The 14,283-nt window shown below is 71.8% G+C and carries 12 protein-coding genes; 7 read left to right on the forward strand and 5 right to left on the reverse strand.

The genetic code is table 11. The features are described 5' to 3' along the window. Positions 1-16: 16 nt before the first annotated feature. The 7 genes from ACWEFJ_RS02970 to ACWEFJ_RS03000 all read left to right on the forward strand — a co-directional run bounded on the left by ACWEFJ_RS02970 (position 17) and on the right by ACWEFJ_RS03000 (position 8,501). Positions 17-2,293 (forward strand): hypothetical protein, encoded by a 2,277-nt coding sequence (locus ACWEFJ_RS02970; protein WP_449712741.1) that lies wholly within the window; start codon positions 17-19, stop codon positions 2,291-2,293. Positions 2,294-2,325: 32 nt separating this feature from the next. Further along, entirely contained in the window at positions 2,326-3,627 is a 1,302-nt protein-coding gene (locus tag ACWEFJ_RS02975; RefSeq protein ID WP_449712742.1) for an FG-GAP repeat domain-containing protein, read from the forward strand. Beyond that, positions 3,597-4,025 carry a DNA glycosylase AlkZ-like family protein gene (locus tag ACWEFJ_RS02980; RefSeq protein ID WP_449712743.1) on the forward strand — a complete coding sequence of 143 codons (429 nt, stop codon included), beginning with the start codon at positions 3,597-3,599 and terminating at the stop codon, positions 4,023-4,025. Before ACWEFJ_RS02975 ends, ACWEFJ_RS02980 begins: the two co-directional genes overlap by 31 nt. A gap of 33 nt (positions 4,026-4,058) precedes the next feature. Next, entirely contained in the window at positions 4,059-5,351 is a 1,293-nt protein-coding gene (locus ACWEFJ_RS02985; RefSeq protein WP_449712744.1) for a hypothetical protein, read from the forward strand. Positions 5,352-5,589: 238 nt separating this feature from the next. Continuing rightward, positions 5,590-6,135 carry an AAA family ATPase gene (locus tag ACWEFJ_RS02990; RefSeq protein WP_378086639.1) on the forward strand — a complete coding sequence of 182 codons (546 nt, stop codon included), beginning with the start codon at positions 5,590-5,592 and terminating at the stop codon, positions 6,133-6,135. Between the two features lie 246 nt (positions 6,136-6,381). Then, positions 6,382-8,109 carry a hypothetical protein gene (locus ACWEFJ_RS02995; protein ID WP_449712745.1) on the forward strand — a complete coding sequence of 576 codons (1,728 nt, stop codon included), beginning with the start codon at positions 6,382-6,384 and terminating at the stop codon, positions 8,107-8,109. Positions 8,110-8,231: 122 nt separating this feature from the next. After that, entirely contained in the window at positions 8,232-8,501 is a 270-nt protein-coding gene (locus ACWEFJ_RS03000) for a hypothetical protein (RefSeq protein ID WP_449712746.1), read from the forward strand. Between the two features lie 139 nt (positions 8,502-8,640). Here ACWEFJ_RS03000 and ACWEFJ_RS03005 read toward each other — a convergent pair whose 3' ends face one another. The 5 genes from ACWEFJ_RS03005 to ACWEFJ_RS03025 all read right to left on the reverse strand — a co-directional run bounded on the left by ACWEFJ_RS03005 (position 8,641) and on the right by ACWEFJ_RS03025 (position 14,097). After that, complete coding sequence (locus ACWEFJ_RS03005) at positions 8,641-10,134, reverse strand: PKD domain-containing protein (RefSeq protein WP_449712747.1); 1,494 nt, start codon at positions 10,132-10,134, stop codon at positions 8,641-8,643. Further along, positions 10,131-11,597, reverse strand: a complete 1,467-nt coding sequence (locus ACWEFJ_RS03010; RefSeq protein WP_449712748.1) for a PKD domain-containing protein — start codon at positions 11,595-11,597, stop codon at positions 10,131-10,133. The genes ACWEFJ_RS03005 and ACWEFJ_RS03010 overlap by 4 nt, the downstream gene beginning before the upstream one ends. 240 nt (positions 11,598-11,837) lie before the next feature. Beyond that, positions 11,838-12,809, reverse strand: coding sequence for an ABC transporter permease subunit (locus ACWEFJ_RS03015; protein WP_449712749.1), 972 nt, complete (start codon positions 12,807-12,809; stop codon positions 11,838-11,840). Further along, positions 12,806-13,705: an ABC transporter ATP-binding protein gene (locus tag ACWEFJ_RS03020; RefSeq protein WP_449712750.1), complete on the reverse strand. Its 900-nt coding sequence runs from the start codon at positions 13,703-13,705 to the stop codon at positions 12,806-12,808. The genes ACWEFJ_RS03015 and ACWEFJ_RS03020 overlap by 4 nt, the downstream gene beginning before the upstream one ends. Further along, positions 13,702-14,097 carry a GntR family transcriptional regulator gene (locus tag ACWEFJ_RS03025; protein ID WP_378090900.1) on the reverse strand — a complete coding sequence of 132 codons (396 nt, stop codon included), beginning with the start codon at positions 14,095-14,097 and terminating at the stop codon, positions 13,702-13,704. The genes ACWEFJ_RS03020 and ACWEFJ_RS03025 overlap by 4 nt, the downstream gene beginning before the upstream one ends. Between the last annotated feature and the right edge of the window lie 186 nt (positions 14,098-14,283).

Below are 14,283 nucleotides of genomic sequence, written 5' to 3' on the forward strand. Positions count from 1 at the left end.
CAGCAGAGGGGGACGGATGTCCGCAGTGGAGAGACGAGGGCCGGTGGCGGTGCTCGCCGCCGTGCTCGTGGTGTTGGCGCTGGTCGTCGTGCCGGGAGCGCCCGCCGCCCACGCCGACGCGGCGGGCCGGGGCGGTGACTACGTGCCGTTCACCACCGCGAGGTCCGTGCTGGACACCCGCAGCGGTGTCGGCGGTGTCAGCGGCACGCGCGGGGCGCGCAGCGTCACCACGTTCCCCGTGCTGGGGGTCGGCGGCATCCCCGCGACCGGCGTCAGCGCCCTGTACCTGAGGATCGTGGCCATCTCGCCGACGGCCAACACCTACCTGACCGCGTGGCCGGACGGCACGGCGCGGCCGAGCGTGTCGATGGTCAACGTGATGGCCGCGCAGACGCTGTCCAACGGCGCGATCGTGCGCCCGGGGGCCAACGGCCGGATCTCGGTGTTCAACTACGCCGGCACGGCGCACCTGCTGGTGGAGGCGCACGGCTACTTCACCACCAGCACCGGCGCGACGAACGGCGGCTTCGTCCCGGTCACGCCGAGCCGCGTGGTCAACACCAACATCGGGCTCGGCACGACGCTCGGCGCCATCCAGCCCGGCGCCAGCCGGACCCTCACCCTCGCCACGGCCGGGGTCCCGGTCGGCGCGGCGGCCGTGTTCGCGCAGATCACCCTGGGCCCGCCGGCCGCACGCGGCTACTTCCAGGCGAGCGCGTCCGGCACGACCGGCGTCCAACCCCTGATGGACTACGAGGACGGCATCAACAACGCCGCCGGCGCCGCCATCACCCTCGGCGCGGACGGCAAGGTCACCATCACCAACAAGGGCGCCGCCGCCGCGCACCTGGTGATCGACCTGATGGGCTACGCGACGAAGACGGCCACCGCGGGCGCGGGCCTGCGACCGCTCACCGCACGACTGTTCGCGGGCCAGATCCCGGCCGGCTCGGTCGTCGACATCGCCGTGGGCGGCGCCCACGGCCTGCCCACCCGCGGCATCGCGGGCGCGGCGCTGAGCCTGGAGGCCCTCGGCGGCACGGCGGCGGGCACGCTGCGCGCGTGGCCCACCGGCACGACCGAACCGTCCGCGACGCAGACCCAGTTCGCGGCGAACTCCTCGCACCGCTCGTCCACGGTCATCAGGCCCGGCACGGACGGCAAGATCCGCGTGCGCAACCTCAGCGCCGGCCCCGTCACCGCCTTCGTCGACCTGGAGGGCTGGTTCGCCGAACCGCAGCCCGTCGTGCCCGTGCTGCCCGACACCCCGGTCACGGTCGTGCAGGCGCCCGCCACCGGCGGTCAGCTCGTCGGCGCGCTCGAATACGCGTACGTGGACAACATCGGCCGGGTCGTCATCGGCCACCAGGAGAACCTGGACAACTTCGCCACCGTCCAGTACACGGTGATCTCCGGCAACGAGGCGTTCACCGGGCGGCCCGCGCTCGGCGTCAAGCCCGACGGCTCGCTGGCCGTGTTCGCCCAGCACATCGACGGCGGGAACGTGTGGTCGGCCGCCCAGACCGCGCCCCGCGCCGCCACCTGGACCGGCTGGACCGGGCTCGGCGGCTCGATGGCCGCCGCACCCGCCGCGGTCACCCTCGCCGGTGGCGCCACCGGCCTGTTCGCCGCCGACACCGACGGGAAGCTGTGGCTGCACGACGGGTCGCCGTGGCGCAACCTCGGCGACGTCGACCTCACCGGCACGCCCGCCGCGGTCCCGGTGCGCGACGGCGTCCAGGTGTTCGGCCGGGTGGCCGACGGCAGCGTCGGCACCCTGCTGTACCGCACCGACGGCACGGTGTCGGCGTGGACGAGCCTGGGCGGTGCGGGCCGGGGCACGCCGTCGGTGGTCGTCTACCCCGGCTACCGGCTGCGCGTGTTCGCCACGGCCGAGGACGGCACGGTCACCACGAAGATCCAGGACGCGACGGGCGTGTTCCCGGCCGCGTGGGACGCCGTCGGCGCGTTCGTCGCGGCCGGCGCGCCGTCGGGGATCCTCGACCCCCAGCTGGGCCGCACCGCCGTCGTCGCCCGCGCGGCGGACGGCATCGTGCACGCGAGCTTCGAGACGAGCCCGGGCTCCGGCGTGTTCGGCGACTGGTCCCCGGTCAACACCCCGGACCTGCCGTCGGCCACCGACCCGACCACGACCGCGGTGGCCAACGGCAGCACTCCACTGTGGACCATCACCTACCGCACGCCGAACGGCACCGTCGTGGTCTACGACCGGCGCGGCGTGCCGGGCCTGACGGCGTTCGGCACGCCGACCGTGCTGTCCGCCCCGCGGTAGTCACCCCTGATCCGCACCACGAGGAGTACCAGGTGAAGAGATCGTTGACTGTGCTCGCGACCGCCGTCCTGACGGCGGTCGGGCTCGCGGCCCCCGCGTCGGCCGCGCCGCCGACCCCGGTCTTCGGATCGGCGATCGACCGCTACGCCTCGTACGTGGGGCAGACCACGTGCGACCCGGTCGCCAAGCCGGGCGTCGTCGGGTTCCGCGACCTGGTCAAGGCCGAGTACGGGCGCGGCGACATGGGCATCGTCCGCGCCTGCGACGTCGGCGGCGCCAGCGAGCACAAGGAGGGCCGTGCGCTCGACTACGCGTTCAACGCGGGCGATCCGGCGCAGGTGGCGCAGGCCAACGACCTGCTGAACTGGCTGCTGGCCACCGACCGGTACGGCAACACCCACGCGCTCGCCCGCCGCTTCGGCCTGATGTACGTCATCTGGAACCGTCGGATCTGGAAGGCGTACGAGCCGTCCGCCGGGTGGCAGGCGTACAACGGGGACAACCCGCACACCGACCACATCCACTTCAGCTTCAGCTGGGCGGGGGCGCGCAAGCAGACCACGTGGTGGACGGCGGCCCGCACCATCGCCGCCGAGAGCGTCAACGGCGACCGCTACGACGACCTGCTGGCCGTCGATCCCGACAACGTGCTGCGCCTGTACCCGGGCCGGTCGGACGGCACGTTCGGCGGGTCGAGCGAGATCGGGCCGGGGTGGTCGGCCGCGTACCACCGGATCGGGGTCGGCGACACCAACGCCGACGGCTTCGCCGACATCCTGGCGACCGACACGGCGGGCGCGCTGCACTACTGGCACAACTCGGGCCACGGCACGTTCAGCAAGCTCGCCAACGACGGGGCGGGCTGGAACACGCTGGAGTGGTTCGCGGTGGTGGACGTCAACGGCGACAACCGCGCCGACGTCGTCGGCCGGGACGGTGGGCGGCTGTACTGGTACCCGGGCCGGGGCGCGGGCGGGTTCGCCCAGCGGGTGTTCGTCGGCGAGGGCTGGGCGGCGTTCCCGGAGTTCGGTGGCGGTGACGCGGACGGCGACGGGGACGGCGACCTGTGGGCCACCAACGGCGACGGCGAGCTGTGGTTCTGGGAGGGCAACGGGAACGGGACGTTCGCCGCCGGCCGGAAGGTCGGCTCGGGGTGGGCGGCCTTCGACCCGTTCAACGTGCTGGACGTGGATGGTGACGCCCACGCCGACCTGGTCGCGGTGCGCGCGAGCGACCACGCCCTCTTCTTCTGGCGGGGCGCGGGCGACGGCACGTTCGGCGCGGCCAAGGAAGTCGGCCACGGGTGGGCCGGCTTCCGGCCCGCGACCTACTAGGCCGGGGCGCACGCGCACCAGCCGACCCTGGCGACCAGGACCGCGAGCCCCACCGCGCGCCGGATCGACGAAGCACCGCCCTACGACCGGTCGCCGTGCACGGGTGGAGCGCACCGGCCTGGGCACACCCCGACGACCTCGAACACACCCGACCACTCGAGCGGGCGGCGTTCCTCGGCCCGTTCGACAACCTGATCTGGGACAGACCACGCGTCGCCCGGCTGTTCGACTCACCCGACACGATCACCGGCTTCACCCGTGCCCGCCGCGACATGGCGCACGCCGTCGGCTGCGCCGAGACCACCGTCGCCCCGGACGCCACCGACGACCACACCCGTCGCACAGTGCTCCGCGACCTGGCCCGAACCCCGTCGGCGGCGGTTGCCGGGAACGGGTGAAGCCGGGTTCGGCGACTCTATACCCTGGACGTCGTGACGGATCGGCCCCTGCGTCCCGCAGCCGCCATCAGCCAACGGCGGATGTGGGGTCAGGCCCTCCGGATCGGTGGTTACGCCGCCTTGGGGTTGGGTGCCGCGAGCGGTGCCGCCGGCGGTCAGTACTTCCGCGGGAGCGTGTCCGTGCTGCGCAGTTGGCCCCAGGCCGTGGTGGCCCTGGCGGCGATGGCCGTGCTGCTGGCCGGCGGGCGTTGGGCGGTCCGCCGGGGGGAAGGGCACTTGGCGACCGTGCTCGAAACCCTGCCGCGGACCGGGCCCGTCGTGCTGTTCCTGCGGGCGTTCATCGACGACGAGGGCTTCGCCCGGATGTCGAGCGGCATTCCGGTGGCTCCGTGGGGTCCGGATCCGGTCACGGAGGAAATGCAGATCACCAGGGCGGTCGCGCCGTTCGGGAGGATGGTCGCCCTCGGTGCGCCCTCCGACTCGGTCCCTTACCCGGGTGCGGATCGCCACTACGCGTCCGACCGCGCCTGGCAGGACCAGGTGCTCGCCGCACTCGACCAGGCCGCGCTCGTCCTGCTGGCCTGTGGTTCCGGGCCGGGCTTGCGCTGGGAGGTCGAGCAGGTGGTCGCGCGTGACGAGCCCGAGCGGCTGGTGCTGGTCATCGTGCGCGGGGCCACGCAGTACGAGTCGTTCAGGGCGACCATGCAGGACGCTTTCCCCCGCGGGTTGCCCGACTACGAAGAGGTGGAACCGACGGACAGGGTCGCCGCACGCGCTTTCGTGCGCGCGGTCGTCTGGTTCGACGCCGACTGGACGCCACACCTGGCGCAGCTGTACACCGACAGCAACGCCGACATGGTTGTCCAACACGACCGTTGGGTGGAGACGGCATTCCCCCTGGCGCTGCGTGTTGTGTACGAACGCGCGGGGCTGGCGCTGCCGGGGCTCCCGCGAGGCCCGCGTCCGCGCCCGTGGGCGGTGACCGCCGCAATCACGGCACACGCGCTGACCACGGCGGTCGCCGTCCTGCTGCTCTGCCTGTCCGCCGACACCGTTCCCGGGCTCCTCTGGGCGCTACCGATGGTCGCGCTGCCCGGTGTGCTGCTGTATCGCGTGTGGCGCGGCGGCTACCTGTCCGTGATGATGGTCAGGGGCGTCAGCCTGTTCTTCGGCACCATGACCACCGCGATGTCGTTGATCAACGTCCACATCGTCGCTCTCCTGCTCGGCGTCGGCCTGCTCGCCGGTGGACTGCTGCTGCGCCGCGAGGACGTTCGCGACTGGACCGCGGCACTCGTGCTCCACGGCCCGGCCGGGCAGTCGTGATCCCGATCGCCGCCCTTCGGGAGGAACCGCACCTGTGCCTGGCGCAAGACCAGCCGGACCGCGGGAGGCGATGCGGTGGCCGGGACGGGCGCCGGACTCGGCGAAGCGCGGTCGGCGTGGGTGACAGCAGGCTCCAATGCGCGTCCCGCGAGACTCCGATCGGCGGTGAGGACGCTCCGGTGCGGCGGCGTTCGCGGCGTTCCTCCGGGGTCTGCGCCGGTTCCCGTAGCATGATCGAATGCGGGAAGTGCGGGAGCAGGCGGTCGTGCTGATCACCGGGATCCAGGCGGCCGGGAAGTCGACCGTCGCGCAGATGGTGGCCGAACGGCTGCCGCGTTCGGTGCACCTGCGCGGTGACCTGTTCCGGCGGATGGTGGTCAACGGCAGGGCGGACATGACTCCCGAGCCGTCCGAGGACGCGGTGCGGCAGCTGCGCCTGCGTTACCGGCTGATGGCGACCGCGGCCGACGAGTACTCCCGGGAGGGGTTCACCGTCGTCGCGCAGGACGTCATCCTGGGCGAACACCTCGCCGACGTGGTGCGGATGATCCGGCATCGGCCGCTGCTGGTCGTGGTGCTCGCCCCGGACGCCGAAGCCGTCCTCGCCCGGGAGGCGGCTCGGGCGAAGAACGCCTACGACGAGTGGACCGTCGGCCTGCTCGACCGCGGCCTGCGCCACGACACCCCACGCCTCGGCCTCTGGCTCGACACCTCCGCCCAGACCCCCGAGGAAACCGTGAACGACCTCCTCGACCGCGCGTGGACCGAGGCCCGGGTGCCGTGACCGGGCCCTTCGAGGCCGGACTTCCCAGGCGCGACAGGCACCCCACAGGTCCGGAAGCCTCACCGATCCCGACTTCATGGCGAAGCTCTCCGACCCGACCGGATCCACTACCGCACACGCCGGCGCAAGCGGCACGGTGAAACCCCTCGACCTGCTCGGAAGCTGTGCACCCCGTCCACACCCGGACCCGCTACCCGAGCAAGGACGCATCACGCGGCACCTGGGCGATCATGACAAGATGCCGGCATGCCCGATCCGTTCCTGATGAGCCGCGCTCAAATCTTACCCATGATGCGAACGATGTCCAGGGAAATCTACGAGCAGGTAGGACGAGACCTCTATTCGCAATCTCGGCGGCAACTCGACGCGATATCCGAACCATTGTCGGGCGCTGACGCCGCAGACTACTTGGCCCGTCAGTCGGCACGCGTGAAGGCAGACCTGCTGAAGCAGGCGCAAGCTTTCCCGAGTCACTGGTGGCTACTGCTCCTCAGGTACATCTCACCGGTGATCTTCGGCAGCGGCGGCGGGAACTACTCAAGGTATCGCGGCTGTGCCGAGCGCATGAGTGCGCGGAGCACTCGCCGTCTTGACAGCGGCAACTCCGCAGGACTGTTGGGCGAGCCACAAGTCAAACGCACAATCAGATTCGTCACCACTTCAGCGCTGTACGAGGACCTGCGCACCGCAGCAGGGTGCGTGAGCGCGGGCGCCGCGCTACACCCCGACGGTGAGCAGCGGTACGAACTCGTGCTCGATGAAGGACTCACCGCAGCGTTCCACCGGTTCGACAGGCAGTTGAGGGCAAGCGACCAGGGACTCCTGACGCGCATGGGCGCGAGTTACCTTGAGCCGCTGAACCCTGCGGCAATCGACCTGAACCGAACCCTTGTAGCTTTGTCGGCACTGGAACTCCCCTTCACCCGGGAGACGTTCCGCACGAGCGAACTCGCCGACGTCTTGCAGTTCGCACCCGTAATGGTCGTCCTCAATGAGAGCGTCATGCGACTGCCCTGGGCCGACCTACCCCATGAACTGGGCCGGCAGGCACGGGTACTGGCGGCGGTGATGCGTCTCGCGTTCGTGGACATCGGCGAACGTCCGACCTTGTGGGAAAGGTTGCACCAGACCGGTTTGATCAACCGACCACGAGAGGAGTGGGAAGCATATGCAGACGGGTTGCACAAGGAGGCGAACGATTGGGGTGACGCCGTGTTCCCCGGCGCCGCACGGGCGAGCAAGACCGATGTCGTGACGATGGTCACCGAAATATCCGGAGGACGATCGGGTCGCTATTACGGGCCAGCGATTCGAGTAGGACACGATTTCTTCAGCATCGACCTGCTGACCACCTGGCTACGTCTCGAATCCACGATCGCCGCGTGCACCGCAGGCGGCGGGGTCGCGCCCAACCTGCGGGCGAAGATGTGGGAGGAGGCCGTTCAGCGTGCGATCGACGGCACGCGCTGGAGGCCTGGTCCGCCGCTGGCCGCTGCGGTGTCACGCCCACTCAAGCTGAACGGCAGAGTGTTCAGCGATCTCGACGCCGCCGGCGCACACCACGGCAACCTGCTGATCGTCAGCTGCAAGAGCTGGCAGATGACCGAAAGGTACGACAACCTCGACTATTCCACCCGCCGCAACCGCGCCGCCGACACCATCAAGGCAGCGAAGAAGCTCCATGCCGACATCGAGAAAATCTCGACCTTCGCCAACCGCCTGGTCGCACCGCACAGCTTGACCGGAGTTCAGGGCGTGGTGTGCACATCCATGCCGATACTGCTCACCCCCGACGAACTCGACGAACTCGACTCGGTTGCACCGGGAATCGACGTCCTCACCCTTCCCGAACTCAAGGCCCGTCTCGACGAGACGGAGCCGAAGCAGTTCGATCCGCACGCATGGAGCCAGTACCTGGCGCATTCCTACCGACACAACCCCCACTTGAGGAACAATCCGATTCCATCGTCGTAGGCTCGGTCGAACACTCCCCCGTGCAATCACTGCGACGCCAGTGCGAGTACCGCGGACGCAGCGCGTTGGGCTGAGGGTGAAGTCGTGCCGACACCGCCACCAGAACTCCCGTTCGGGGAACGGTGTCGGTGCTGCTCGTGCACGGCGCCGGGGGTCAGGGCAAGACGCGGTCAGCCGACGCGACCTCCCGCTATCGGGCGTGGGCCGAGGTCCTGCCGGGCGTCCGACCGGCGGAAGCGGGCAGACCTCGTGATGGTCTGCCGTGGGCACGGCGCGGGTGCGACGAGATGACCACGTCGTCGCGAAATGATCCACACCTGATCCAGCCGGCCCTGGCCCTGAACATGCTCGAACTCCGGGCGGAACTCCTGGAGGCGTGGCGACGCCGGTGACCGCGGTGCGGAGCGCGGCCGTGCGGCACCACCGGCTCGTCTTCGGCGGAGCCGCCTCCAGCCGGCCGTGTCCGGTGCGCGCGGTCGTGCCGCACGGCTGGACGTGACCTGCTCGGCCGGCTGGACGGCGGCGGGGGCGTCACCCCTTCTTCGGCAGCACGACGGTGGCCGGTGCGATCACCGTGTTGTCGGTGGGCGCGGCGTCGCGCACGCCCGTCGGCTCGGCGACCGCCTTGAAGACCACGTTGCCCTCGGCCAGGTCCGCGGCGGTGAAGGTGTAGTCGAACGCGAACCGCACCATCCGGCCCGGGCGCGCGGGCACCGGCTTGGTCACCGTGCCGATCGCCTGGTAGCCCGCCGAGCCGCCCCGGTAGAGGGTGACCGCGACGGTTTCGTCGTACCGGGTGTTGGCCACCTCCACCTCCAGCGTCCTGGTCGCCCCGACCCTGGCCGAGGTGGGCGCGGCGAAGCCGGTGACGGCCACGTCGTGCGTGCGCACGGTGACGGTCGACTTGGTCGTGGCGGTGCGCCCGCCCCACCCTTCGACCGTCAGCCGGGCGGTGTAGTCGCCGTCGGCGGCGTACCGGTGGTAGGCGTAGCCCGCGGTCGGCCTCACCAGGACCGTGCCGTCGCCGAAGTCCAGTTCCACGATGCTCGTCCCGCCACCTTCCGGGTCGTGCGAGCGGTTGCCGAAGTAGACGTCCTCGTGGATCGACGCCGGCGCCGGCGAGACGGTCAGGCCGGGCTCCAGGTCCCTCGCCCGGCTCAGGCCGAAGGACACGTCGTCGGCCCCCGCGTCCGCCGCGTTGACCTGGATCTGGAGCGTGCGGCCCGCTTCGGCGCGGAACAGCGTCCGGTAGGAGGAGGCGCAGGCCACCTCGGTCAGGTCGGCCAGGGAGGTGCCCGTGTAGACCGCGGCCACGGTGAGGTGCCGGTAGGCCCACGAGTCGGCGTCGAGCACGATCGTCTCCGTCACCGCGGGGGTGTAGGTGTACCAGACCGACGGCGAACCGGGGTTGTGGTCGCAGCTGCCGACCGGCTCCCTCGCCTCGACCGTGGCCGTCGCCAGCGGGAACCGGTCGAAGACCGGCAGGGCGTCGATGGCCTTGCGATCCGCGAAGTGGTCGTTGGGGGTCGGGGGCATCGCCTCCGCCGTCACCCGGACGACGCCCATCCACGACACGGACCGCACGAGCAGGTGGTAGGTGACGCCGGCGCGGGCGTCCAGCCTGGTCCGGGTGCCGCCGCCCGACTCGCACGTGCCGGGCTCCAGCCGCAACGCCCCGCGCGAGCCGGTGAAGATCGCGCTCTCCACCCAGGAGTCGCCGAAGTCGACGGCCAGCGTGACGTCCTCGGTCGGGGTGAACGAGTACCAGACGGTCGCGGTCTCCAGGTGGTAGCAGGGGTTCGGGTCGTCCGGCGCCCCGGTCGCCTCCCCGAGGTTCACCTCGTCCGCGAACGGCAGCGCGGTGATCGCCACGGCCTGGTCGAAGTCGTCGTTCGCCGGCGGCGCGGCGTGCGCCACGCCCGGCAGCAGCGCGGCCAGCGCGATCGCGGCGACGACCACCGCGACCGACCGCCCGCGTCCCGGGTTGCGGCGCATGTCCTGGTCCCCCTCGGTGTCGTGGCTCATCGGACGGACTCGCCGGCGCCGGGCAGCACGGTCGTCGCCGGCGCGACGGCCTCGTTGTCGATCGTCCGCGCGTCGCGGACGCCGCTGGGCAGCGTCACCACGGCCCGGAAGGTGACCCTCCCGACCGCGGCGTCGTCGGGCGTGAACGTGTAGTTGAACGGGAACGCCACCGTGCGGTCGGGGCGCGCGGGCACGTACTGGGTGGCGCGGGCCACCTCGGCGAAGCCGCCGGGGCCGCCGCGGTAGAGCGTGACGGTGGCCTGCTCGGGCGCCCTCGTGTTGCCGACCGTGACCTCGATCGACTTCGTCTGCCCCGTCCGGCCCCTGGTGGGCGCGGTGAACGAGGCGATCCGCACGTCGTGCGTGCGCACCGGGACGGTCCGGGTCATGGTGGCCGTGCGGCCGTCCCGGGAGGTGACGGTCATCCGGACGACGTAGTCCCCGTCGGCGGCGAACCGGTGCTCCACCTGGCGGCCGGCGGCCGTGGTCCCGTCGCCGAAGTCCCACTCGGTGCGGGTGATCGGCTCGCCCGCGCCGTCGTAGCTCTGGTCGGTGAAGGTGACGGTGTCCAGCACCGACGGGTCGGCGCTGGACTGGCCGAAGTAGGTGTTCAGCGGCGGCGCCACGGCCAGGGCCAGCGTGGTGGGGCCCGGCCTGGCGAACGCGTTGCTCACCTGGATGTGGTAGGTCGACCCGGCCGTGACCGCCAGGGCCCGGCGGTCGTAGCGCTCGCACAGCACCTCGGTCAACGCGCCGAGGGAGTCCCCGGTGTAGACCGCGAACGCGGTGCCGTCGTCGTAACTGGTGCGGTCGATGGTGATCGACTCGGTGCGCGGCGCGGTGAACCTGAACCACGCCGTCGTCGCCGGGTTCGTCTCGCAACCGGGTCGGGGCTCCCCCGGCTCCACGGTGGCCGCGCCGAGCCGGGTCTCGGCGGTGGCGGGCACGGCCGAGATCGGGGTGGCGTCGGCGAAATCGTCGTTGGCGGGCGGCGCCACCGCGTCGACGGTGAGCCGGAGCGGGTCGCGCCACAGGTCCACGACCACCATGACGTGGTAGGTCGTGCCCTCCGCGGCCTCGACGCGGATCGGATCGCTGTAGCTGCTCGCGCAGGTGGTGCCCGGCACCCGCGCCAGCGCGCCCCGCGTGCCGGTGAAGACCGCGACGTGCCCGTAGCCGCTCTCGGCGAGGTCGATCTCCAGCACCGCGTCGGAGGTCGCGGTGTAGTCGAACCACACCGAGCCCTCGTCGGACGTGGAGCACACCGGGTCGTCGGCGGCGGAGGTGGCCTCGTCGAGGGCGAGGTCCGCGGCGAACGGCAGGGCGGTGATCGCGACGGCCTGGTCGAAGTCGTCGTTCGCCGGCGGCGCCGCGTGCGCCACCCCCGGCGCCGCCACGACGACCGCCACCACGAGCGCGATCAGCGTCGTTGATCGGGTTCCTCTTCTCGAGGACGAGTGCATGCGCTTCCCCCTGGACCGGGCGCCCGCCCTCACGGCGGACGCCTCCGCAGGGGTTATCGGTCTTGATCGGCCGAGTGTGACCGGGTCGACCGCGTCAACGCCCCGTGCCCCGGCGGCATCGACACCCCGGTGGTCGCCGACATGGTCCCGGGTGGTGCCCCCGGTCGGGTGGGAACTCGACCGGGGGCACGCCGCCGAAAGGCCCCGACCCGACCGCATGATCCGGGCCCCGGCCGGCTCCTAGATCACGCGGTGCCGTACCCGCCACACCACCACACCGATCAGGACCGCCGCGACGCCGACGAACAGGGCCGTCTCGACGAGCTGGAACGGCCAGAACCGGTCGGCCGGGTGGTAGACCCCGAACTGCTGGACGCCCCGCCCGTGCAGGAACTGGTTGAGGTTCGTGCCGGCCCGGTCGGCGGCGGCCTCCAGCTCGAAGTACTCCGCCGAGCCCAGCCTCCGCCCCGTGGCGTCCGCGTAGCCCCGTTCGATCACCCAGTCGGTGACGCCGGTCCGGCGGCCCATCAGGTCCTCCGAGCCGCCGACCGGAACCGGCGCCACGGTGGTGAGCGGTGTGGCGTAGGCGGGACGGGCCAGCAGCGCCACCGACATCCGGGCGGCGAGGAACGCCCCGAACGCGACGCCGAACGCGGGCAGGCTGCGCCGCAGGATCGCCCCGGCGGCGACGCCAACGCCGAACGCGAACAGCGCGTACGCCACCGGGACGAGTCCCTCCAGGTCGAAGGCGTCGTACTGAAACCGCCCTTCCCACGCGTCGAACGGCTGCCGGAACCAGGTGAGCACCGCGGTGAACATCCCGGTGAGGACGACCGTGACGCCGGCCAGCGCCGCGAGCTTGGCCGCCAGCCAGCGCATCCGCGGCACGGCCTGCGTCCACGCGAGCTGCCAGGTGCCGTCCTCCAGTTCCCGCGCGAGCAGCGGCGCGCCGAGGAACGCGCCGATGACGAGGGGGACCAGGTAGAAGGCCGCCAAAAGGTTCTCGACGAACCCGTACTCCTCGTCGAGCCGGCGGAAGGAAGCCGCGCAGGTCTCGTTGAGCCCGGCGTCGCCCGCACACGCGGCGGGACCGCCGGGGAACAGGTCGTGGGCCTGCGCGCCGAGCACGAGCAGGGCGACGCCGAAGACGCCGATGAGCAGACCCACCACGCAGACCTCGGTCCGGTGCTGGCGCCAGATCAACCACGTCATGCCGCACCCACCGAGGTGATCGCGGTGTCCGATCCGGCCGGCCGGCGCAGGTAGGCCAGCACCAGCTCCTCCAGCGCGACGGGCCGGGCCTGCCACCCGGGCGCGGCCGGGATCGCGCCGTCGCGCACCAGCAGGGTCGTGTGCCGGTCGCTGTGGACGGCCTCCACGACGGGGCCGGCCCGGTCGAGGTCGGTGGCCGTGCGCGGACCGACGAGCAGCCGGTGCTCGGCGAGGAGGGTGTCGATGTCACCGGCGAGCGTGACGCGGCCCTGGTTGAGCACCACCAGGTGGTCGCAGACGCGTTCCAGCTCGTGCACGACGTGGGAGGAAAACAGGACGGTCACGCCGCCCTCGGCCACCGCGCCCATGAGGACCTGCAGGAACTCGTGCCGGGCCAACGGGTCGAGGCTGGCCACCGGCTCGTCCAGGACGAGCAGGTCCGGCCGCTTCGCCAGGGCCAGGGCCAGGGCGACCTGGGCCTGCTGGCCGCCGGAGAGCGTGCCGGCCCGGCGGTCGAGCGGGATGCCGAGCTTCGTCAGCCGGCGCTCCGCGAGCCCCTGGTCGAACCGCAGGTTGCAGGCCCGGCCGAAGCGCAGCATCTCCGCGACGGTGAAGCGCTTGTACAGCGGGTGGTCCTGGGCCAGGAACCCGATCCGGGACAGGGTGTGCGGGGTGCTCGCGGTGACGTCGTGGCCGAGCACCTCCACCGTGCCGGTGCTCGGCGCCAGCAACCCGACGACCAGGCGCAGCAGCGTGGTCTTGCCCGCGCCGTTCGGCCCGACCAGGGCGATCACGCCGCCCGCCGGCAGGTCCAGGGTGCAGTCGCGCAACGCCCAGCCCTTCCGGTACCGCTTGCCCACGCCGTCGGTGCGCAGCGCGAACCCGGTCGCCGTCACGCCACGCCCTCGTTCCTCGTGTCCTGGTGGACGGAAGTGAACAGCGCGGTGACGGCCTGCTCGTCGAGGCCGGCCGCGTAGGCGCGGCGCAGCCAGGTCGCCAGGCCGCGGCGCAGGGACGTGTACGTCGACGCCGGTATCGCGGCCGACTGCTGTTCGTTGACGAAGGTCCCCTGGCCGGGCCGGCCGGTGACCAGGCCCTCCTGTTCCATCTGCCGGTACGCCTTGGCGACGGTGTTCGGATTGATCGCCAGGTCCTCGACCACCTCGCGGATGAGCGGGAGGCGGTCACCGGGTTGGAGGAAGCCCAGCAGCACCGCCTGGCGTACCTGCTGGACGAGTTGCAGGTACGGCGGCACGCCGGAGTGGCTGTCGAGCCGGAATGCGAACACGGTTGCTCCTTACTGCTTTCCTAGTAACATAGTAAAGCAGTGAGGAGCCGGTCAAGAACGCCCACACGACCGCGCGCCGGAACCGGACCCACCTGCCCCGACCGCGCGGGAACCGTGCGGTCGGGGCGCGGCGATGACGACGGACCGGCGGTGCGGCACACCGACGGGACGCTCGGGCTCACCGCG

The sequence above is a fragment of the Actinosynnema sp. NPDC004786 genome, assembly GCF_053601135.1.

Coding starts and splice junctions, on each gene's coding strand:
- ACWEFJ_RS02970 (WP_449712741.1), top strand. CDS start 17: ATGTCCGCAGTGGAGAGACGAGGGCCGGTGGCGGTGCTCGCCGCCGTG.
- ACWEFJ_RS02990 (WP_378086639.1), top strand. CDS start 5,590: ATGCGGGAAGTGCGGGAGCAGGCGGTCGTGCTGATCACCGGGATCCAG.
- ACWEFJ_RS02995 (WP_449712745.1), top strand. CDS start 6,382: ATGCCCGATCCGTTCCTGATGAGCCGCGCTCAAATCTTACCCATGATG.
- ACWEFJ_RS03005 (WP_449712747.1), bottom strand. CDS start 10,134: ATGAGCCACGACACCGAGGGGGACCAGGACATGCGCCGCAACCCGGGA.
- ACWEFJ_RS03010 (WP_449712748.1), bottom strand. CDS start 11,597: ATGCACTCGTCCTCGAGAAGAGGAACCCGATCAACGACGCTGATCGCG.
- ACWEFJ_RS03015 (WP_449712749.1), bottom strand. CDS start 12,809: ATGACGTGGTTGATCTGGCGCCAGCACCGGACCGAGGTCTGCGTGGTG.